The sequence below is a fragment of the Bacillus cereus group sp. MYBK195-1 genome, from assembly GCF_051916605.1.
GTDB classification, from domain to species: Bacteria; Bacillota; Bacilli; order Bacillales; family Bacillaceae_G; genus Bacillus_A; species Bacillus_A cereus.
In genome coordinates, this window is the sequence record NZ_JBQAGZ010000001.1 from 1509286 (window position 1) to 1529532 (window position 20247).

The window sequence follows — 20247 nt, forward strand, 5'->3', positions numbered from 1 at the left end:
TTTAAAGGTATTATATTTTGATAAAAGGGATTGATCATTATGATCAATCCCTTCTTATATTTTTACTAGAATAAATGATTTTTATAGGACTAGTGAGGGAAATAGAATAGATATTTATATGGAACGATAGTACTTATTTATCAAGTTAAGTATTTAGTAAGGTCCCCACTCAATATTCACCCCAACAATAAGAAAAACAAGTCCTATGATAAACCAAATGAGTGCAAGTGGAGCCATGAAACGAATCCATTTTCCATAAGAAATCCCGCTTGCTGCGAGAACGCCCATTAAAACACCGGAAGTTGGATTAAGGCAGTTTACTACACCCTCGCCGAGCATAACAGCCTGTACTGTAACTTGGCGTGTAATGTGCATGAAATCAGCTAATGGAGCTAATATCGGAATAAAAATAACCGATTCTCCTGTCCCGGATGAAATAAGGAAATGTAATGCAGCACTACTTACGTACATACCGATAACGCCAAATACAGGGCTTTGTCCTTCAAGAGACTGTGCGAGCTGGTTAACGATTGTATCAAGTAATTTTCCTTGTTCTAAAATGACTGACATACAGCGAGCCATTCCGACGATTAAAGCACCATATATGAGATTTTGGCAGCCCGCTAGAAAAGTAGAAGCGATATCGTTTGCTTTCATGCCACCTATTATTCCGGCTGTAATTGCTATGAAAATAAAAGTAGCGGTCATTTCTGCGTCCGTCCAATGTAGACGAAAAGCGCCTATTAAAAATGCAATTAATGATAAAGCTGAAACGAGTAAAATTAATTTATGACGTATCGTCCAAGGAACTTCTTTTTTCTCTGCTTCTTTTTCGCTTGAAAGAGCGTTACTTGGAAACCAGTTGTCGCCAAGAATGCTTCCTTTATTCGATTTTTTCAAGCGCTTTACATACCAATTAATATAAAGGATAGTGGCAAGTAAAAAAGATATATAGATAGCTGTGCGTAAACCAATTCCCGAAAACATCGGAAGTTCTGCGATCTTTTGTGAAATGCCTAAAGGTGAGGGGGATAAAATAGTAGCGTTAAAACCAGCATAAGTGCCTAAATAAATAATTGCTACACCGACGATAGCGTCCCATTTTAATGTGCGTGCAACGATGATACCAATGGGGATAAAACCGATAACTGAATTAACGATAATGCCAGTCGTTCCAAGAATAGAAAAAAGTGCGGCGACAATACATATGAAAAGTAATTGCTGATTACGAAATTTGTTAATAACATGATAGATTAAACCGTCAAGAGCACCTGTCTTTTCAAGAATTGCAATGGCTCCACCTGTAAATAAAATTAGAAAGATAATAGGAGCAGCAAGTGTCATTCCTTTTTCAATAGCGGTAAAAAAAGAAACAAATCCTACAGGTGATTGTGGAACAGAATGATAGCTTCCCGGTATTGTCGTTGTAACGGTCCCATTTGTAACTCTTTTAAATTCTCCAGCGGGAACGAAATAAGTAGCAATGGCGCAAAGTAAGGCAATAAAAAATAGTAGTACGTACGCATCAGGCATTTTAAACTTTTGTTTACTAGGTTGTTTTTTTGCCTCAGTTTGTATTTGCATAAAATTCCTCCTTCTTCACCTCATTAATTTTAATATTCTGAATTTAATCCGTGAAATAGATTATAATAAAGGTAGCTTCTTAAGGCAATAGTTTTTGTATCCTTTTCCCGTACATACAAATTATTGCAATATTAGACAGGGAAACGATAATAAGCCAAGAATATGTTATGTAGAAAGAAAAAGGAAAAGAGGGAACAAGATGTGGAAAACTACAGATCTATGTGATGAATTTGAAAAGGAATTACAAATATGTCGCCAGTCTTTTCGGTCTTTTGGGAAGAAAGAACAATTCCACGGGAAAATTGCAACTGTAAAAGTGAAAGATGATAATGTACTAGTGAAGGAAGGATTGCAAACATTACCAGAAGGAACAGTATTAGTTGTTGATGGCGGGGCGTCTAGGAATTGTGCGTTACTTGGTGATAATTTGGCAGCTATTGCGGAAGAAAGAAAGCTAGCAGGAATTATTGTGAATGGGTATGTTCGTGATTCTAGTGAACTAAAGAATATTAATATTGGTATTTTAGCGTTAGGGACAATGCCAAATAGAAGTGTGAAAGAAGGAAAAGGAGAACGAAATATTTCATTGCATTTTGGACAAGTGGATTGGAATCCAAATGAATATGTTTATGCGGATGAAGATGGCGTCATTATTAGTGAAAAGAGTTTACATAGTTAAGAGTTAATAAGTTATTATTCTTAGAAAATAAATCCGATAAAGCATGGACAAAATTCTTTGTCAATAGTAAAATAATACAGAAATTTAAAATTTACAGAATGTATAGGTTTATCGTTTTACGATAACTTAAATGGAAGTAAGTTGTGCCAAGAAAAGTGAATGTTATCACAATGATACGTTCATAAACAAAATTATTTTTCCTATACAAATATAGCCGCGAATAATGCGGGTAGGAGGTGTTGTACATTTTTGTTCGACACTTACAAAAAGAGAGTGTCAATCGCACGCCCTTGAAGGGCCTTTTTTTGTGTAAATGGTAGTAAGGGAGGAAATTTTGGGATGGCAATGTTGAAAAAGTGGCTGCTTACGTCGTTAATGGCAGTGACACTTGTATTTGTTTCTTTTGCGAATACAGTACATATTACGTTTGCTGAAGAAAATACAGCAAAACTTGCAATTATTGGGGAATCACAAAAAGGCATTATGTTATGCCCGAAAGAAGAGCAAATTAAAGATGGGGAAACAGCTTTAAGTTTGCTGCAAAAGGTCATGGGGGACAAGGTAGAATCTGAAACGATGTCGTTTGGAACATATGTAAAAGGAATTGACGGTTTAATGGCCGGGGCTACAAGTGCTTGGCTGTATGATGTAAATGATAAGTCTGCAGAAGTCGGAGCAGATAGTTATAAATTAAAATCTGGAGATGTTGTTGTCTTTCGCTTTGTTTCAGACTGGAGCAATATAAGCCAGGAAACATTGAAAGAAACGTTAGATAAGTTCGGGACGTGTAAAACAGAAGAACCTAACGGTGGCAAAACAGAAGAACCAGAACCAGAAGGTAAAAATGGTAAACCGACAGTCGATCCAAAACCGGAAGATGAAAATGGTAAACCGACAGTCGATCCAAAACCAGAAGGTGAAAATGGTAAACCGACAGTTGATCCAAAACCGGAAGGTGAAAATGGTAAACCGACAGTTGATCCAAAACCAGAAGGTCAAGATGATAAAAAAACAGAACAACCACAGCAAGAGAACATTCAAGTTCCAAGTGCACAATTAAATGAAGCCATTTCTAAAACATCAGACAAGATGTTACAAGATGGAATTGAAAGTGATTGGGTAGCTGTAGCGCTTTCTCGTTCTGGAAAGAATGTGCCAATTGAGGCAAAATTAAATTATGTTAAGTCAGTAACTGAAAAAGTAGAAAAGCGTATTAACCGTTTTTCAGCGACAGATTTAGCTAGAACAATTATTATGATGAATGCAATGAGTGCAGACCCTAAAAATGTAGGTGGACATAATTTAGTTCAAAAATTGTATGAGTCAGATAAAGTGAATTCTGTTACAGGTTATGCATTTGCTTTACTTGCATTTGATACGAAGAAGTATGAGATTCCAGTTGAATCAAAATGGAACAGAGTTGCTCTAGTGGAAGCACTGTTAAATAATCAGCATACAGACGGTGGATGGACTTATAATAGTTCAGGTAGTAAAGATAGTGCTAGTAGCGTTGATGTAACAGGTATGGTTTTATCAGCATTAGCTCCTTATCAAGAGCGATCAGATGTGAAACCAGCTATACAAAAAGCTGTTGCGTATTTATATAACGAACAGCTGCAAAATGGCGGTTTTTCAGCTGATGGACAAGAAAATTCAAATAGTACTGCGCAAGCAATTATTGGATTATCGCTTGTTAAAGATGTAGATCAAAACCGTCTTCATAAGGCAATGCAAAACCTATTATCATATCAACTTTCAAATGGTGAATTTAAATGGTTACCAAGTGATCAAAATGGTAACGGAATGGCTACAGAACAGGCTCTTTTAGCATTACTTCAATTTAAGGAAATGGGAAAATCTATTTATGATTGGTCTAATGTAGACGCTGGTGATGTAATTAAGCCAAAACCGATTGAAGAGCCAGAAAAGGTCGTTGAACCAGAAAATAATGTAGTAGAAAAAGAAGTTACTGAAGAACCGAAAGAACAAAAACAAGTACAACAAGAAACAAAAGATGAAAATCTAAAAGTAGTTGTAGATAACGAACCGGTTAAGAATAAAAAAATCGGAAACGGTAACAGTCTACCAAAAACAGGAGCATCATCTCATAGTGCAGCAACAGAAGTAGGTATGGGGGTATTATGTATTGCTTCTGCATATGTATTATGGAGACGTAAAGCAGCTTAACAAAAAATTAGGAGCAATTATTTGCTCCTAATTTTCGTATGAAAGGTGAGAGATAGGATGAGTAAGGTGAAATGGTTCATTTCTTTACTGCTTTCGCTCGGGCTACTTGCCGGATGTGAAGAGGCAGCTGTAAAGCCTGAAAAGAAGGTAGAACCGAAGCAAGAAGAGGTAGCGAAACAAGAAGAACAAAAAGATGAAGCGAAGCCAGAAGAAAAAGCAGAAGAAAAGCAAGCTGAATCAGAGCAAAAGCAGCAAGAAGAACAGAAAGAGAAACAAGAACAAAAAGTAGAAGAGAAGCCGAAAGAGGAAAAGCCGCAGGCACAACCAGAGGTAAAGAAAGAAGAGAAACAACAGGAACAACCGAAAGAGCAACCTGCTGTAAATAAGCAACCAGAGCAGCAACAAGTACAAGAAGAGAAACAACAACCGAAAGCACCAGAAGTAAAAGAAGAAGCAAAGGTTGTGAATCAGCCGAAAGAAACACCGAAGCAGGAGCAAAAGAAAAAGCCAGAAGAGAACAATAGTGTACCAGCTCCACCAACACCGGTACCACCACCAAACCCAGTGCCACCACCAGTACCACCAGTACCGAAAGCAAAACAAGTAACAATCTCGGTAAAAGGAAATAACGGATATATAATGGGTGCGAAAAAGATGGATGTACAAGAAGGCGATACAGTGTATAAAGTATTGCAACGTACAGGATTAGATGTTGATGCAAGCGGATCTAGAGATAGTATTTATGTAAAAGGTATTAATGATTTATATGAAAAAGATATTGCGGATACTAGTGGATGGAAATATCGTGTGAACGGTGCTTTTCCAAACCATAGTGCTGGTGTAGCTACGGTAAAACCAGGAGATACAATTGAGTGGGTATACGTATTACAATAAGAAAGGCATTCGGTAAAGGGCTATGAAAATAAGTTTTTCTTCTTTACATCCTTTTGTGAATTTTTTCTATTATATCGGGGTGATGATACTATGTATGATGTGTCTTCATCCTCTTTTTTTAATTGGAGCAATAGTATTAATTATTATGTTAAATGTGATGCAAGGAAATAGCGAAAAGATAAGAAAGATGCTACCGAGCACAATTGTTTTCTTTTTTATGGTAATTTTATTTAATTCGTTATTAACGCATAGAGGTCGAACTACGTTATTTTGGTTAGGTGATGACCGTATTAAGCTTGAGGCGATTATGTTTGGAATAGTAATGGGGTTATTACTAGTTGCAGTTATGTTTACGTTTGCGTCATACAATGATATTATTTCCAGTCATAAATTTTTATATTTGTTTTCAAGAATTTCACCGAAAGTTGCATTGTTAACGATGATTACAGTGAGATTTGTTCCTTTGTTTATAAGGCGATTAAAGAAAATCACACTCGTTCAAAAGACGAAAGGTGTGCAGGTAGATTCAGGTTCGATAATTGAACGCGTCAAAAATGGTATGCAATTGCTGCAAGTATTATTAATTTGTTCATTAGAAGATGCACTGCAAACGGCAGATTCTATGCAAGCTCGTGGATTTGGTGTAACGAAGCGTACGACGTATATTCGCTATAGAATGGAAAGGCGCGATTGGTATACGCTCAGTTATTTAATCATTTTATTTATAGCGGCTATTATATGTAGTAATTATGGCGGGGGGAAATTGATTATTTATCCGAAAGTCGAATCGATTCTATTTCAGCAATACGATGGGATGATGTTTGTCGTATTTACGATGTTTATTAGTTTACCAATCATAATGGAAGGGAGAGAATGGATATGGTGGCGCATGCAGAAATAAACAATTTATCATTTGTATATGCTGATGAAAATGAAAAAGCGTTACAGCATATTTCTCTTTCTGTTCAAAAAGGTGAGTTTATTGCACTTGCTGGAGGATCGGGATCTGGGAAGACGACTTTATTAAAACATTTTAAAAAGGAGTTACTTCCAATTGGTACGCGTTCTGGAGAGATATTTTATGAGGGTGTTTTAATAGAGGAAGTAGCTGATTTGTTATCTGCCCAAGAAATTGGGATGGTATTTCAAAACCCAGAAAATCAGATCGTTATGGATACAGTGATTCAAGAATTAGCATTTTCTTTAGAAAATATCGGATTACCATCACATATTATTCAAAAAAGAATAGCAGAGCTTATTAGCTTTTTAGGATTTCAAGATTTATTGCATCAATCTGTTCACACGTTATCTGGTGGGCAAAAGCAACTTGTTAATTTAGCTGCGGTATTAGTTATGCAGCCGAAATTGCTATTATTAGATGAACCGACAGCGCAGTTAGATCCAATCGCTGCAAAAGAGTTTTTAGGATTATTAAAACGGATTAATGAAGAACTTGGAATTACGATTATTTTAAGTGAACATCGTTTAGATGAAGTTATCCCGCTTGCAACACGCGTTGTTTGTATGGATAATGGCCGTATTATGTATGATGGTAGTCCTAAAATTGTTATTACGGATATGTGGGGAGTAGAAACATTCCGTCCATTTATTCCGCAAATTCCAAGGCTATTTTTAGAGTGGAATGTGAGAGATATTCCGTTTACAGTGCGAGAGGCGCAAATGAAAATGAATGATTTTGCAGCGATATCATATGTAAATGAGCCAATAGCACAAAGTGAAAAGCAAGAGGTAATTTTAAGCGCAGAGCATATTTCGTTCCAATATGAAAAAAATAGTCCGCTTATTTTACGTGATTTATCAGTTTCGATTGAAAAAGGAAAATGGGTAGCACTCGTTGGGAAGAATGGTACAGGTAAGTCTACACTGTTAACGATTTTAGCAGGATTACAAAAAGCGAGAAGAGGGAAAGTAAAGTGGAACGGAAAAGTAATACATAAAATTGATTCGAAAGAACGTTTTAAAAGTATTGGGTATGTATCGCAGCATCCGTATTACCATTTTACATTTGATACAGTATGGGACGAGGTTTATGAACGTGCGCGTGAATTATATGGAGAACAAGGAAGAAAAATTGCAGAAGAGATGTTGAAAAAGTTTTGGTTACATGCGCTTAAAGAACGCCATCCGCATGATTGTAGCGGAGGAGAGCAACAATTACTTGCGCTATGTACAACGTTATTATCAAAGCCAACGCTATTATTACTGGATGAACCGACAAAGGGGTTAGATCCATGGAAGAAAGAAAGAGTAGGAGAGCTATTTAGGAAGCTACAAAAAGAAGGAACAACAATTGTAATGGCGACGCATGACATTGAATTTGCAGCGAAATACGTTGATCAATGTATGATGTTATTTGATGGAACAGTCATTATGAATGATGCACCGAAAGAATTTTTTAGCGGCAACTTCTTTTATACAACATCTATTAATCGATTCATTCGAAAAGAATTGCCATATGCATTAACGTGGGAGGATGTGTACGAAGCGTGTCCAAAAGATATGTTGCATTCATAATATGTATCTTTGCAGTAATAATCGGCACATTACTCTTTACGACACTTGTCATGGACGGTTATTACATGTTAAGTAGTTTGTTTATATTAGCGGTTATTATGTTACCTTTCTATATCCGTTTTGAAAGAAAGGCGTTTGTTTCACGTGAAATTGTTCTCGTTGCTGTATTAGCGGCAATTGCAGCAGTAAGCCGGGTGCCATTTTCTATTTTACCAAGTGTACAACCAACTTCTTTTGTCATTATCGTTTCTGCAATTGTCTTTGGAAGTGAAACTGGTTTTATGATTGGTGCTACAGCAGCAATCGTATCTAATATTTTTTTAGGACAAGGTCCGTGGACACCGTGGCAAATGTTTTCGTGGGGCATGATTGGTTTTATAGCAGGTCTACTTCGTAATACATTTTTTATGAAAAAGCTATGGGGAAGACTTCTTTACGGAGTAATTGTTGGTTTTTTATTTGGCTGGATTATGAATTTCTGGGGCCTTCTCGGTTTTATACGAGAAGCAACGTGGGAAACTGTCATTTCGTATTATATCGCAAGTTTTTACTTTGATTTGAGCCATGCGATTTCGAATGTTATTTTCTTATTACTATTTAGTACTTCATGGATTACGATTCTTACAAGATTTAAAAAGAAATACGGTATATTAGATGAGCATAACGTGACATAGAAAAGCATACTCATATAAGGTAGGGTCGCGACTTACATATTCGTTTGCCTCTTTCATGCTTCTTACATATTGTAAGGAGCATTTTTTTGTCAAAAAATCGATTTAATATACATCCGTTATTATATAAAATTATTTGTATAATGGTAGGTGAGAACTTTTTTCAAAAGGGAGGTGTATAGTTAATGAAGTTAGTTATTCCGAAGCAACATGGTGCATGGGCCATGCTTGTTATTCCTTTTTTATTAAGTGTCATACTTGGGAAACCTACTATTTATCATATTCCATTGTTTTTAGCGTGGTTCTTTATCTATTTAGCCACGTATCCATTTCTTACGTACATAAAGCAAAGACGAAAAAAAGAGTTTTTACAAGCTGCTATTGTTTATTTCAGCATTGCGTTCCTATTTGGGATGATTTCTTTATTATATGAGTGGCGAATTCTTTTATTCGTAATAGTAATGATTCCATTATTTATAGTGAATATGTATTACGCCCGTCAAAAAAATGAAAGAGCATTGCTAAATGATATTTGTGCAATCATTGTGTTTTGTATCGGTGGGTTAATTAGTTATTACTTTTCAATGAAGCAAATCGATCATACAGCTATATTCATTGCACTTATTTCATTTTTATACTTTTTAGGTAGTACGTTCTATGTGAAAACGATGATTCGTGAAAAAAATAACCCGAAGTATCGTCTTATATCTTGGGGATATCATATCGTATTAACGATAATCATATTTGTGATTAATCCGTGGTGTTCTCTTATTTTTATACCAAGTGTCATTCGAGCGATTATGTTGTATGGCAAAAAAATTTCTATTATAAAAGTAGGAATTTTAGAAATTGCTAATTCTGTATATTTTTTAATCATAACGGCAATAATTATGAAGTATGCCATTTGAAAAAACTTCCCATCAATTGATGGGAAGTTTTTAATCTTTTTCTAAAATATGAACGGTGTACTCGCAACGTTGAATAGCTTGTTCAACAGCATAAAGTGATTGTTCAATACGAGCGCGATTAAAATCTTTTTCAACTGTTTCGAGCGCTTCTTCTAAACAATTTTTAGCTTCTTGTAATGATTGAAAAGAATCTTGTACATATCCGCGAGCATTTTGATGCATTTCATAATCCTCCTTGCGTGTTCGTATATGGGTAGTATGAACAGTAAGGAAGAAAATATAATTTGTTATATTTATTTGACAATTAAAGTGGAATTACGTATAGTAAGAATTAAGTGAATATTTTCTTATCCAGAGAGGTGGAGGGACTGGCCCGATGAAACCCAGCAACCGCGATGCAGGTGCTAATTCCAGCAGAACATATTTGTTCTGGGAGATAAGACGAAGATATATACGTAACTTCTTCTTATCGGAGAGGTTTTTTTATTGCAAAAAAACCGATTACGAAAATTTATATTAAGAAGAAAGGGGTTGCGCATTACTGTGACACTCGAAAAATACGTAAAACTGCGTAGTACAGTTTATGAATATATGATAGAGCAAGATAAGCCGATATCATTGTTAGATATTCAAGAACATATCGTTTCGCATCATGAAGGAAAATTCACGAAAAAGATGTTGCATCAATTTTATTTATCAAGATTATTAGACGAACTAAAACTGGATGGGAAAATTACATTAGCTGATGAATATCTCTATGCTGAAAAAGGGGTATTGTATAAGGCGAGAAAAGGGAGCTAAGCTCTCTTTTTTTCTTAAAATAACGGAGTATGTAGAGTAAAAGACTGCTAAAGCAGCCTGATACAGGGAATGGTGTTGAGTGTGTAGTGTCAAAAATTGAATGTGCCTGAAAGAGGCAATTCATATCGGCTGCAAATGAAAAGAGACACCTTCGCCGAATAGGTGTCAGTCGTTTTGTCATATAGACTTGCTATTTGACAGTTATTAGAATAACATACAGGATTTTTGAAGTCAAAAGGGAATTAAAGGAAGGCGTACAATTATGTACGCTTACTTATTAGAAGATATAACGAAATGGATCCCAAAGTACATTGTAGATAAGGGATATGAATATTATGAAGATGGACATGTAGAAGATGTTGAAATACATGATAAAAAAGTGTTTGCTTTCGTTACTGGAAATGCAGGAAATTATGAAGTAGTTATCAATCTCGAAGATTTTTCAGAAAGTAGCTGCGAATGTCCATATGAGAATCTTTGTAAGCATATGGCGGCAGTTGTTTATGATATTCAAGGTGCTGGTGAGAGTGCAGTTAAAGAGAAACTGAAAGATTTAGAAAAAGAAGAATTACTTATATTATTGAATCGATTATTGCAAAGTTCGAAAAACGTACAAATTTTAGAGAAGTTATTAAAGAAGGGGAAACTTTAACGTATAGAGGGAGTTGTTATGTAGTGAACGTACTAATTGTATACGCTCATCCTAATCCTTCAAGTTTTAACGCGGCGATTTTAAATCATGTGCAAAAAGGACTACCGGAAACAAATCATTCAGTTACGCTGCTTGATTTATACAAAGAACAATTTGATCCAGTCCTCGTATTTAATGAAGAGAAGAAAAGACGTGATTTAGTAAATGAAGAAGAAACAGCTCGGTACAGAACGTTAGTAGAAGAAGCAGATACACTTCTATTCATCTATCCAATATGGTGGTGGGGGATGCCAGCAATTTTAAAAGGATTTATCGATCGTATTTTCGTAGCTGGATTTGCTTATAAATATGAAGGGGCTCTGCCGAAAGGCTTATTGAAAGGTAAGAAGGCGTGGGTGATTAATACGCTAGATTCACCGTTATGGTACGTCGCACTATTATATCGATCAGCAGATTGGATTATGATGAAGAGAGGTGTTTTACGTTTTTGTGGCATTCGCGATATAAAACGTTCAGTGTTTCAATCTGTGAAAACGAGTAAAGTATCAAAGCGTGAAAAATGGTTATTACAAATAGAAGAAAAGGCTCGTACATTATGAATGAAGTCGACCGTATTATAAACTGTGTTCAGTATGACGGCGAACTTTTTCGGAAGTATGTTACGTGTTTACTTCAATTGAAAAAATGTAGTAAAACATTTCAGCAAATTCAAATAGAGTTAAGAAATGACTACTTGATAAGAGGAATTTGTGAAAGAGAAGTTGATGAGGTAGTACGGGGAAGTAAAGAATATGAAATGCATTTTCTTCCTAAAGCGTTACAGTGGAATTTTTTGAGGGAAAATCCACATCTAATTGAAAAAGTGTGTGAAGATTTTTTTGCATTTGAGTCATTACATCTTACGGAGATAGAGTGGGAGAAGGTTATAAATTGCGTGGGAAATAAGTGATTTATTATGTAAAAAAGCTAGTATAAAACTAGCTTTTTGTTTAAATAAATAAGAAGCATAGACTAATGATAAAACCCGCATATAGTAAGTTCACAACACAAAATCCCATAATGTCACGAGCACCTAAACCAGCTATCGCTAATGCTGGTAATGCCCAGAAAGGTTGAATTAAATTCGTCCAAGCATCGCCCCATGCAATTGCCATTGCTGTTTTTGCAGCAGGTACACCAAGTTCAGCGCCAGCTGGAATCATAATTGGTGCTTGCACAGCCCATTGACCGCCGCCAGATGGAACGAAAATGTTAACAATGCCAGCACTTAAAAATGTAAAGAGCGGAAAAGTCGTTTCATTTGAAATGCTAATAAAGAAATTAGAAATAGCTCCTCCAAGTGAAAGTCCTTCACTATTTGCTCCAATCATCATGCCCATAATTCCTGCGTAAAACGGAAATTGAAGTAAAATGCCAGAAGCACTTTTCGTAGATTCTGAAAAAGCGCGAATATACTGAATCGGAGTACGGTGGAAAATAAGACCTGCAATTAATAACATAAAAATCACGATATCGAGAGTAAGGTTAAAACCTTTCGTATAAAAGTAATTGAAAATATAAATGAGACCTAACAATCCAACGCAAAGTGTAATAATAATGCTATTTTCCATCTTTTCAGCGAATGTATTTTTTTCTACTTCTTGAGCAGCGGCTTCTTCATGGAACACGCTAGGATCTACAGTTATCGTATGTTTTTCATCTGGATGCATCGCCTTATTAATGAGAGGCATCGTAATGAGAAAAATAATAACTGGAACGAGAGCGTATGGTGAGAATAACGTTTCTGTTATTGGAATCGCCTCTTTAATACTTCCAGCAGTCGTTTTAATTAACGTTTCACCGCCTGTTGCTAACGTAAGAGGGATAGAGGCAGAAAGACCCGCATGCCAAATGAGAAATCCAGAGTAAGAAGAGGCGATTGCTAGTCTATAATCTAATCCGTCCAGCTGCCTTGCCACTTCTTTTGCGTATAAAACAGATACAACAATTCCAAAGCCCCAGTTTATGTATGCACCAAGTAAACTTACAATTGAAATGGCAATAATGCCTTGTCCATTCGTTTTTGGTAGTCTGGCAGCTTTCGTTAATCCCTTTTTAATAAGAGGAGCATTTGCTAAAGCAGATCCAGTCACGAGTACAAGTGCCATTTGCATAGAAAAGGCGAGGAGTCCCCAAATTCCATTACCCCAGTGATTAATCATTTCTACAGGGGTTTGGTGAGTCGCAAACATACCAAAGAAGATAACAAAAACAGTTAGTAAACATGATAAAATAAACGGTTCTGGCAAGAAGCGTTGCACTAAGGCGACGCAACCATTTGTAAAGGAACGAAACAAAATAGATCACCCTCCTTATGTATATGTATTACAATTATTCGAGGTTGTTTAGGAGATAACCTCCAACATAAAGAAAATTCAGATATTTGTAGGGTGGTAATTTATTGATAGGTTGATATAGAGCCTTGTATCAGATTCTGCTTTTAATATACTAGAAGAAAACGGTTGGAAATGGGGTAGCACTTATAGGGATAGTATAGAGAAAGGTTACTAGCTGGCTTCAAAGCAACTGTTGCAAAGGGAGAGGAGATTCAATACAATAGTGTTGCATTACATGAGAAATATGTTTAAGCACAAACCTAGCTAAAAATGTTTATACAAATACACTTAAAATTGATGGGGGAATTATGATCAAAAGTTTTTATCTTTTAAAGCCTAAAATGTTTACGGCAGATATGTATTATAAAGTTTTTGTTACAGGTGACTGTATATATTTTATAAAGATTGGCGGACAGTTTCATAGTCGACATGCTTATAAAAAACAATTACCTGGTATTTGAGAGCTATTGTTTTTGTTTTGGTTCAAAAAAATTGAGAAAAAACAATTAAACTTAGAAACTGAAATAGATACAAAAATACATACTGGCAATATACATGAACTCTTGCAATTAAAGAATAACTTTTCAATTGAAATAAATACAATTGAAGAGGTACTATTAAATAAACGAGGAACGTTTCATACAGGTTTTAATGATAATGGAACAATTTCCTTTATGTTAAAAAATGGTCAAAAAATAAAGTTCATCATCCCGGAAGAAACTTTATTTTCATCTATAGAAGAAATTTTCGACCAATATGAACAGACAATCTTTGTAAGGGAAGTGTTTTAACGAATTCTCCAAAAGGTGTGGATGTATTAGTTAAACACTTAATTAAACATGTAAACTGCTTATATAAATTTTGATAGGCGTGTTATAAGCAGTTATTCTTTCAGCATCTTCTAATATGTAGGAGTATAAATAAAATATCCCATCATTTAGAAAAGCTTCCACTACTGTGGAAGCTTTTCTAAATGATGGGCAATATCAACATACATATTTGAGTAAGTCGAATGTATTTCATTACTTGGCGTTGCGTTAGAAGAGAAATGAACGATTACCATATTTGCTTTCGGATCGATGTAAAGTGTTTGTCCGTAACTACCTAACACTTCAAAAGCACCTTGTTCATTGTGCGGAATCCACCATTGATTATGATAAGAAATGGAAGCTCCAGGGCCAATTGCAAGTTCACCTTCTTGGACATTTTTTACACTTTCTGTAATAGAAGAAGGGAGAATTTGTTTTCCGTTATATTCTCCATTGTTTAATAGTAATTGCCCAAATCTCGCCATATCTCTAGCAGTTGCATTTAATCCAGCACTAGCTTGTTCTACTTTTGTTTCATCTGTAACGTAATACGCGTTTTCTCCCATACCAATTTGAGACCAAATTCGTTCACTTACATTTTCAGCTAGTGATTTACCAGTAATAGTTCTAATAATCCAAGCGAGCGTTTCTGTTGATCCGTTATTGTAAGAAAAGGAAGAACCAGGCGGTGCAGTTTCTTCGGCTTCTCGTAACATATCATAAATTTTCATCGGACCGTCGTAATTTTTGCCGCGGGGTAAAATATTGCTAGCTAAATATAATTGTGCATCTTGATTTTCTAGCCCAGGCTGCTCATATCCGTGGGTCGGGTATTCTGCTGAAACTTGCATGTCCATTAATTGCTGAAGTGTGGCATTACCGAACGGTGTGTTTTTTAATTCTTTTATGTAAGTGTCAGCTGTTTTTTCTAAGTCAATACGATTCTCTTCAGCGAGAGATTGTATAATTGCCCCGGTAAAGACTTTTGCTAATGATGCCATACCATGAGGTTCATTCTGTTTATACCCATTGAAATATCGTTCGTAAACAAGTTGTCCATTATGTACAACGACAAAAGCATCTGTTTTGTTATCGTCTAAAAGTTTTTTTAGAGGAGTTGTATTTCCGAATCTACGCTCCACAGCAAAATCGTCTAAGTTTTGCAATGCGGAAGGGAAGTGAGCAATTTGGTCAGGATTGTTTTTTACGTTATTAACTAAAGTGAATTCTTTCATATGGGTATATGACCAACGTAAGTAAGGGTCATTTAACCAGTTTTCTTTTGTCACATTATGTTTTGATGGGGTCGTTTTATTTTGTTTGAAGTAAGTAAACCCAAGCCCTGTAATTACAAATATGAATGTTAGTATAAGTAAGAGTAGGGGAGATTTTTTTAGTTTCATATATGGCCCTCCTTTTTATTTCTACTATAAGTATACGCTCGTCTTGAAAGAAATACAAAATAAGGAAAGTAAACGGGGAAGTTTACTTTCCTTATTAACGTTAAGCGGAAATTTTTCCGTCTGTAGGTTGTTTCTTGAATTTTTGTTTTCGTCCGTGTAATCCATAATATAAAAGTAAAGTGAACGCAACGATAATAGCTGCGATAAAATACATATTATGATAACTGGATTTCGCTGCGACAATACCTAAAATGAAAGAACCAAAGCCAATACCACTATCAAAGAATGAGAAATACGTAGCTGTCGCAGAACCACGTCTATGGTTTGGAGCGGCAGAAATCGCAATCGTTTGGAAACTCGGAATTAATGTTCCGTAACCTAAACCAATTAGCATACCTGCGCCAAGGAACCAAAATGAAGTTTGTGCTTGGCTTAATATGAACATTCCGATTGTGAAAATAATGATAGCAGGGTAAACGAGTACATTTTCACCGAAGCGATCAAAAATCTTTCCTGTAAATGGACGAGAAATGACAACAACAAGTGCGTATAAAATAAAGAAGTAACTTGCAATTTCACTTAAACCGAGTTCTTTCGCATAAATAGGAATAAAGGATAAAATACCACTATAAGAAAAGGCTAAAACAAATCCTGTAAGTGCAATTGGAATAGAAGATGGTTCGATTAAGTCTTTCCATTTCATTTTTTCACGTTTTTGTTTGCTAACAGGTGCTTCGTGTGGAATATCTACAAGTAGTCCTAATAAAAATGCAAGTAATGAAAATACGGAACAAACGATAAATAACACAGTAAACGAAAAATGAGAAATAATTGTTAAACCTAAAAAAGGACCAATTACCATCGGCAGACTCATAAATACGCCGAAATATGCAAGTGCTTCGCCTCGTCGATGAGCTGGCGCAACATCAGTTACGATCGTACCAGTAGCTGTCGTTGCCATCCCGAACCCAATACCGTGTAAGAAGCGAAGGGCAAGTAATAAGAATAAACTTTGCGCACCGAAATACATAACAGTAGCGGCTAAAAATAATGAAAGTGAAATAAATAATATTTTCTTTCTTCCTAAATCATCGAGCCATTTTCCTGTGAATGGTCTACATAAAACAGAAGAAATAAGAAACACAGTTGCAACTAAACCAATTTCCTCAGGTTTTCCTTTTAGGCCGTCTATTACATAGACAGGCAGAGTAGTCATAAGCATGTAAAATGTTAAGAAGAGAAATAGACTACTAAAACAAGTTCCGAGGAAATCCTTCGTCCAAAGTTTCTCACTTTGCATCGTCATCCCTCCAATTTAATCTAAATTTTTAATAATTTGTTGTAAAACTTGAAATGCTTGATGTAAATCATCTTCATTAATACCTTCTAGCGTTTTTTCTTCGAAAGTATCAACTTCTTCTTGCCATATTGGAATCATCTTTATCGCTGTTTCGGATAAAGAAATGAGCTTCTCACGGCGATCTTTACCTTCTGTACGAATAATCCATCCCATCGTTTCCATACGTGTTAATGTACGAGTCATCGTTGGTGATTCAACATTTAAATACTGGCACAATTCTGTTTGCGTACAAGAACCAGTTTGATTAATGCGGAAAATAACAGCCCATTGCGCACTAAATAACCCTGTTGGAGATACACGTTCATTAAATTTCTTCGTAAACTTTCGAGAAGTCTGGCTGACGATGTGAAAAAAATGTTGTTTTTCGTCCATGTATTTTGATCCTTTCAAATTAGTTACCTAGCTAACTATATACTTTTTTATAATAATTGTCTAGTAATAGACATGTTGATTTATGTAAAAAATTCTTATAGGTTTTATGTTGCGAACGTACATTCTACGTGCTATTCTTTAATTAAGTAAAGAATTTTCTTTCTATTAAATAGAATGGGGGAACTTGTGATGATTAAGCCTGCAACAATGGAGTTTGTTTCACTATCGAACGGAGAAACGATTGCATATCAGGAAGTTGGAAGGCGAAATACAGATATTCTTGTACTCATTCACGGGAACATGACATCGTCACAACATTGGGATTTAGTTATTGAAAAGTTGCAAGATCAATACCATATTTACGCTCTTGATTTAAGAGGATTTGGACAATCAACGTATAATCAATCGATAGATTCATTACAAGACTTTGCAGAAGATGTAAAATTATTTATCGACGAGTTAAAGCTAGAGAAATTCTCATTAATGGGCTGGTCAATGGGCGGTGGCGTTGCGATGCAATTTACAGCGAATCACCCAACTTTTGTAGAAAAGTTAATTTTAGTAGAATCAGTAGGAATGAAAGGTTACCCAATCTTTAAAAAAGATACGAATGGGCAGCCGATTGTATCAAGTTTAGTAAAGACGAAAGAAGAAATTGCACAAGATCCAGTACAAATCGCTCCAGTATTAGACGCGATAAAAAATATGAACAAACTATATTACCGTACAGTATGGAATCTATTAATATATACGCATAACCAACCTGAACCGGACCGTTATGAAAAGTATTTAGGTGATATGTTAACGCAACGTAATTTCGTAGATGTGAATTATGCGCTCATTACATTTAATATTTCAGATGAACATAATGGGGTTGTAGAGGGAAGTAAGCAAATTCATCGTATTAAAGCGCCAACACTCGTCATACAAGGCGATAGAGATTATGTCGTACCCCAAGTAGTCGGTGAGGAATTAGCGAAACATTTGCCAAATGCAGAGTTGAAGGTATTAGAAGATTGCGGACACTCGCCGTTTATTGATTGTTTAGATGTATTTATAAAACATGTAGAGAATTGGTTAGAACAGAAATAATCCCCGAAATGAAAGGTATTGCATATACTATAACATTGTAGGTAAAAGGGGAGATTATCAATGCATCAACCATTTTTCATCGCTTATTCGCCATATAATCATTACGCATATACAAAAATGATGATAAACCCGCTGTATATGCAAGTTTCGCCAGCTGTAGTTCCTTTACAAATGCAATATCCGCAGCCACCAATCGCTAACGCACAGCAATACTTATATGAAACTGCTTTTTATAAACATCCATACTTTAAGCAATTTCATAACAATGTGAAAGCGCAAGTTTGGGAAGGATAAGATAACAAGCTAAAAGGTTCATTCTTTTAGCTTGTTTTTTATTGTGAATATCCGTACACGCATTTGCAGAAACAGTTTATAATGAAAAGTGGAAGCGTGAGAAGGAGAGGGAAAGGGATGTCAATGCGTTTTACTTTTTGGATTATGGTTGGGATTGTAGCAATCTCAGGTTTATCACAAGGAATGCTCTTACCTGCCATTGCAATGATTTTTGAACAAGAAGGGGTTAGTTCAAGTATTAATGGTATTCATGCGACGGCATTGTACATTGGGATATTAGTCATTTCGCCGTTTCTTGAAAAACCGATGCAAAGGTTTGGAATGAAGCCGATTATTGTTATAGGTGGGTTTCTCGTTATTATTTCATTATTCTTTTTTACACAAACATTTTCGTTTTGGGTATGGTTTATCCTTAGATTTCTAGTTGGAGTCGGAGATCATATGCTTCATGTCGGAACACAAACGTGGATCACGACAACATCAGACCCAAGTAAAATAGGGAGACAAGTATCGATATACGGTGTATTCTTTGGAATTGGTTTTGCCGTTGGCCCGTATTTAGCAAGCACTGTGCAGTACGGTCTTGCAACGCCATTTATTATATCTACTGTACTTTGTTTAATAGGTTGGCTTTTACTACTTCCAACAAAAAATGCATTCCCAGCGCAAGATGAAAGAGAAGCGAAGAGTGAATCATCATTTTCTCGTTATAAACAAGTTGTTGGATTAGGATGGATTGCACTGCTAGGACCACTTGCATATGGCGTACTTGAAGCAATGCTAAACAGTAACTTACCAGTATATGCACTTCGTAAAGGGTGGTCTGTTTCAGATGTATCCTTCTTATTACCAGCATTTGCAGTTGGGGGTATTATTACACAAATTCCGCTCGGTATATTGAGTGATAAATACGGAAGGGACCGTATATTAACGTGGACGTTTAGCATAAGTACGGGCATTTTTCTACTTGCCGCCGTATTTGATCAATATTACTGGATCGTCTTTGCCTGCATGCTTTTAGCGGGTATGGTTATTGGATCGTGCTTCTCTTTAGGGCTTGGATTTATGACTGATTTATTACCGAGACATTTACTACCGGCAGGTAATATATTATCCGGAATCGCTTTTAGTTTAGGAAGTATTATGGGACCTGTATTAGGCGGCGTATTTATAGAAAAAATACAGTATACAAGCTTTTTTATTGCGGTTATGATTATAATGGGAATTCTCGCAATGTTATATATGGTCTACATGAAAAATCAATTTGCATCAAGAAAAATAGAAAGTAGGTTAGGGCATGACAAAACAACCTAATAAAAAGAAATTTGAAGTACTTGAAAATGAAACAATTACAGACTGCTTAGCACGTATGGAACAAGAAGGCTACGCTCCGTCTCGTCGTATGGAAGAGCCAATCTTTCATGAAGTAAAGAAAGACGGCAAAACAGTAGTTGAGCCGTGCGGTAGGAAGATTGTTTTTGAAGGGAAATTGAAGTAATCCAATAACAAATTTTCTTTATAGTATAGAGCCATCCAATAGTTGGATGGCTTGTTTTTTTATTAATCAATGAAGGAATTGAATAGAATGAATCTCTCGTTCATTTCTCCTAATGGGCTTCTTTATATGGGAC

General features: G+C 35.8%; 22 protein-coding genes and 1 riboswitch. Of the genes, 16 read left to right on the plus strand and 6 right to left on the minus strand.

From position 1 onward, the window contains the following. Nucleotides 1–153: 153 nt before the first annotated feature. Nucleotides 154–1584, minus strand: coding sequence for a YfcC family protein (locus tag ACTFRY_RS07935; protein ID WP_440032278.1), 1431 nt, complete (start codon nt 1582–1584; stop codon nt 154–156). Between the two features lie 199 nt (nt 1585–1783). On the opposite strand from ACTFRY_RS07935, the gene rraA reads away from it, so the two are divergent. The 7 genes from rraA (at nt 1784) to ACTFRY_RS07970 (ending at nt 9458) form a co-directional block, all read left to right on the plus strand. Next, nucleotides 1784–2263, plus strand: a complete 480-nt coding sequence (rraA, locus tag ACTFRY_RS07940; protein WP_000266033.1) for a ribonuclease E activity regulator RraA — start codon at nt 1784–1786, stop codon at nt 2261–2263. Nucleotides 2264–2602: 339 nt separating this feature from the next. Next, a complete protein-coding gene (locus ACTFRY_RS07945) occupies nt 2603–4450 on the plus strand; it encodes a DUF4430 domain-containing protein (protein ID WP_001241058.1) in 1848 nt (615 codons plus the stop codon). 57 nt (nt 4451–4507) lie between these two features. Further along, nucleotides 4508–5344, plus strand: coding sequence for a DUF4430 domain-containing protein (locus ACTFRY_RS07950; RefSeq protein WP_086391526.1), 837 nt, complete (start codon nt 4508–4510; stop codon nt 5342–5344). Nucleotides 5345–5366: 22 nt separating this feature from the next. Beyond that, on the plus strand, nt 5367–6245 hold the full coding sequence (locus ACTFRY_RS07955) for an energy-coupling factor transporter transmembrane component T (RefSeq protein WP_016118307.1): 879 nt from the start codon (nt 5367–5369) through the stop codon (nt 6243–6245). After that, nucleotides 6218–7879: an ABC transporter ATP-binding protein gene (locus ACTFRY_RS07960; RefSeq protein ID WP_033694169.1), complete on the plus strand. Its 1662-nt coding sequence runs from the start codon at nt 6218–6220 to the stop codon at nt 7877–7879. The genes ACTFRY_RS07955 and ACTFRY_RS07960 overlap by 28 nt, the downstream gene beginning before the upstream one ends. Next, complete coding sequence (locus ACTFRY_RS07965; RefSeq protein WP_000044901.1) at nt 7852–8553, plus strand: ECF transporter S component; 702 nt, start codon at nt 7852–7854, stop codon at nt 8551–8553. Before ACTFRY_RS07960 ends, ACTFRY_RS07965 begins: the two co-directional genes overlap by 28 nt. Before the next feature lie 182 nt (nt 8554–8735). After that, on the plus strand, nt 8736–9458 hold the full coding sequence (locus ACTFRY_RS07970; protein WP_098616826.1) for a YwiC-like family protein: 723 nt from the start codon (nt 8736–8738) through the stop codon (nt 9456–9458). 30 nt (nt 9459–9488) lie between these two features. On the opposite strand, the gene ACTFRY_RS07975 is transcribed toward ACTFRY_RS07970, so the two are convergent. Then, nucleotides 9489–9680, minus strand: coding sequence for a hypothetical protein (locus ACTFRY_RS07975; RefSeq protein WP_000554032.1), 192 nt, complete (start codon nt 9678–9680; stop codon nt 9489–9491). A gap of 122 nt (nt 9681–9802) precedes the next feature. Next, a riboswitch (SAM riboswitch) is annotated at nt 9803–9901 on the plus strand. Nucleotides 9902–10001: 100 nt separating this feature from the next. Between ACTFRY_RS07975 and ACTFRY_RS07980 the strand changes: the two genes are divergently transcribed. From ACTFRY_RS07980 to ACTFRY_RS07995, 4 genes are all read left to right on the plus strand, one after another. Then, nucleotides 10002–10259: a hypothetical protein gene (locus ACTFRY_RS07980; RefSeq protein ID WP_000171476.1), complete on the plus strand. Its 258-nt coding sequence runs from the start codon at nt 10002–10004 to the stop codon at nt 10257–10259. 262 nt (nt 10260–10521) lie between these two features. Continuing rightward, nucleotides 10522–10911, plus strand: coding sequence for an SWIM zinc finger family protein (locus tag ACTFRY_RS07985; RefSeq protein ID WP_000271497.1), 390 nt, complete (start codon nt 10522–10524; stop codon nt 10909–10911). A gap of 23 nt (nt 10912–10934) precedes the next feature. Next, the gene (locus ACTFRY_RS07990) at nt 10935–11510 is read left to right on the plus strand and encodes an NAD(P)H-dependent oxidoreductase (protein WP_001101652.1); all 576 of its coding nucleotides are present in this window, start codon (nt 10935–10937) and stop codon (nt 11508–11510) included. Next, nucleotides 11507–11860: a hypothetical protein gene (locus ACTFRY_RS07995; RefSeq protein ID WP_001006482.1), complete on the plus strand. Its 354-nt coding sequence runs from the start codon at nt 11507–11509 to the stop codon at nt 11858–11860. Before ACTFRY_RS07990 ends, ACTFRY_RS07995 begins: the two co-directional genes overlap by 4 nt. Before the next feature lie 40 nt (nt 11861–11900). On the opposite strand, the gene ACTFRY_RS08000 is transcribed toward ACTFRY_RS07995, so the two are convergent. Beyond that, nucleotides 11901–13247, minus strand: coding sequence for a short-chain fatty acid transporter (locus ACTFRY_RS08000; RefSeq protein ID WP_000490011.1), 1347 nt, complete (start codon nt 13245–13247; stop codon nt 11901–11903). Between the two features lie 512 nt (nt 13248–13759). Here ACTFRY_RS08000 and ACTFRY_RS08005 point away from each other — a divergent pair. Continuing rightward, nucleotides 13760–14077 carry a hypothetical protein gene (locus ACTFRY_RS08005; protein ID WP_000498517.1) on the plus strand — a complete coding sequence of 106 codons (318 nt, stop codon included), beginning with the start codon at nt 13760–13762 and terminating at the stop codon, nt 14075–14077. Between the two features lie 161 nt (nt 14078–14238). Here ACTFRY_RS08005 and ACTFRY_RS08010 read toward each other — a convergent pair whose 3' ends face one another. The 3 genes from ACTFRY_RS08010 to ACTFRY_RS08020 form a co-directional block, all read right to left on the minus strand. Beyond that, nucleotides 14239–15498, minus strand: coding sequence for a serine hydrolase domain-containing protein (locus tag ACTFRY_RS08010; RefSeq protein ID WP_000768755.1), 1260 nt, complete (start codon nt 15496–15498; stop codon nt 14239–14241). 100 nt (nt 15499–15598) lie between these two features. Next, a complete protein-coding gene (locus tag ACTFRY_RS08015) occupies nt 15599–16798 on the minus strand; it encodes an MFS transporter (protein WP_001190318.1) in 1200 nt (399 codons plus the stop codon). A 15-nt stretch (nt 16799–16813) separates the two neighbouring features. Then, nucleotides 16814–17230, minus strand: coding sequence for a MarR family winged helix-turn-helix transcriptional regulator (locus ACTFRY_RS08020; RefSeq protein ID WP_000343675.1), 417 nt, complete (start codon nt 17228–17230; stop codon nt 16814–16816). 189 nt (nt 17231–17419) lie between these two features. Here ACTFRY_RS08020 and phaZ point away from each other — a divergent pair, with 189 nt between their 5' ends. The 4 genes from phaZ (at nt 17420) to ACTFRY_RS08040 (ending at nt 20114) form a co-directional block, all read left to right on the plus strand. After that, nucleotides 17420–18322, plus strand: a complete 903-nt coding sequence (gene phaZ, locus ACTFRY_RS08025) for an intracellular short-chain-length polyhydroxyalkanoate depolymerase (protein ID WP_098616825.1) — start codon at nt 17420–17422, stop codon at nt 18320–18322. 60 nt (nt 18323–18382) lie between these two features. Next, nucleotides 18383–18616: a hypothetical protein gene (locus ACTFRY_RS08030; protein ID WP_000554161.1), complete on the plus strand. Its 234-nt coding sequence runs from the start codon at nt 18383–18385 to the stop codon at nt 18614–18616. 117 nt (nt 18617–18733) lie between these two features. Beyond that, nucleotides 18734–19930, plus strand: coding sequence for an MFS transporter (locus tag ACTFRY_RS08035; protein ID WP_000062803.1), 1197 nt, complete (start codon nt 18734–18736; stop codon nt 19928–19930). Beyond that, nucleotides 19914–20114: an NETI motif-containing protein gene (locus ACTFRY_RS08040; RefSeq protein WP_000166303.1), complete on the plus strand. Its 201-nt coding sequence runs from the start codon at nt 19914–19916 to the stop codon at nt 20112–20114. Before ACTFRY_RS08035 ends, ACTFRY_RS08040 begins: the two co-directional genes overlap by 17 nt. Nucleotides 20115–20247 lie beyond the last annotated feature (133 nt).

What these genes read in the sequence shown, in the direction of transcription:
- phaZ (WP_098616825.1), top strand. Translation starts at nt 17,420, where the DNA reads ATGATTAAGCCTGCAACAATGGAGTTTGTTTCACTATCGAACGGAGAA.
- ACTFRY_RS08015 (WP_001190318.1), bottom strand. Translation starts at nt 16,798, where the DNA reads ATGCAAAGTGAGAAACTTTGGACGAAGGATTTCCTCGGAACTTGTTTT.
- ACTFRY_RS07995 (WP_001006482.1), top strand. Translation starts at nt 11,507, where the DNA reads ATGAATGAAGTCGACCGTATTATAAACTGTGTTCAGTATGACGGCGAA.
- ACTFRY_RS07945 (WP_001241058.1), top strand. Translation starts at nt 2,603, where the DNA reads ATGGCAATGTTGAAAAAGTGGCTGCTTACGTCGTTAATGGCAGTGACA.
- ACTFRY_RS07960 (WP_033694169.1), top strand. Translation starts at nt 6,218, where the DNA reads ATGGATATGGTGGCGCATGCAGAAATAAACAATTTATCATTTGTATAT.
- ACTFRY_RS08020 (WP_000343675.1), bottom strand. Translation starts at nt 17,230, where the DNA reads ATGGACGAAAAACAACATTTTTTTCACATCGTCAGCCAGACTTCTCGA.
- ACTFRY_RS07955 (WP_016118307.1), top strand. Translation starts at nt 5,367, where the DNA reads ATGAAAATAAGTTTTTCTTCTTTACATCCTTTTGTGAATTTTTTCTAT.
- ACTFRY_RS08030 (WP_000554161.1), top strand. Translation starts at nt 18,383, where the DNA reads ATGCATCAACCATTTTTCATCGCTTATTCGCCATATAATCATTACGCA.
- ACTFRY_RS07935 (WP_440032278.1), bottom strand. Translation starts at nt 1,584, where the DNA reads ATGCAAATACAAACTGAGGCAAAAAAACAACCTAGTAAACAAAAGTTT.
- ACTFRY_RS08010 (WP_000768755.1), bottom strand. Translation starts at nt 15,498, where the DNA reads ATGAAACTAAAAAAATCTCCCCTACTCTTACTTATACTAACATTCATA.
- ACTFRY_RS07950 (WP_086391526.1), top strand. Translation starts at nt 4,508, where the DNA reads ATGAGTAAGGTGAAATGGTTCATTTCTTTACTGCTTTCGCTCGGGCTA.
- ACTFRY_RS08035 (WP_000062803.1), top strand. Translation starts at nt 18,734, where the DNA reads ATGTCAATGCGTTTTACTTTTTGGATTATGGTTGGGATTGTAGCAATC.
- ACTFRY_RS08040 (WP_000166303.1), top strand. Translation starts at nt 19,914, where the DNA reads ATGACAAAACAACCTAATAAAAAGAAATTTGAAGTACTTGAAAATGAA.
- ACTFRY_RS07970 (WP_098616826.1), top strand. Translation starts at nt 8,736, where the DNA reads ATGAAGTTAGTTATTCCGAAGCAACATGGTGCATGGGCCATGCTTGTT.
- rraA (WP_000266033.1), top strand. Translation starts at nt 1,784, where the DNA reads ATGTGGAAAACTACAGATCTATGTGATGAATTTGAAAAGGAATTACAA.
- ACTFRY_RS07975 (WP_000554032.1), bottom strand. Translation starts at nt 9,680, where the DNA reads ATGCATCAAAATGCTCGCGGATATGTACAAGATTCTTTTCAATCATTA.
- ACTFRY_RS07985 (WP_000271497.1), top strand. Translation starts at nt 10,522, where the DNA reads ATGTACGCTTACTTATTAGAAGATATAACGAAATGGATCCCAAAGTAC.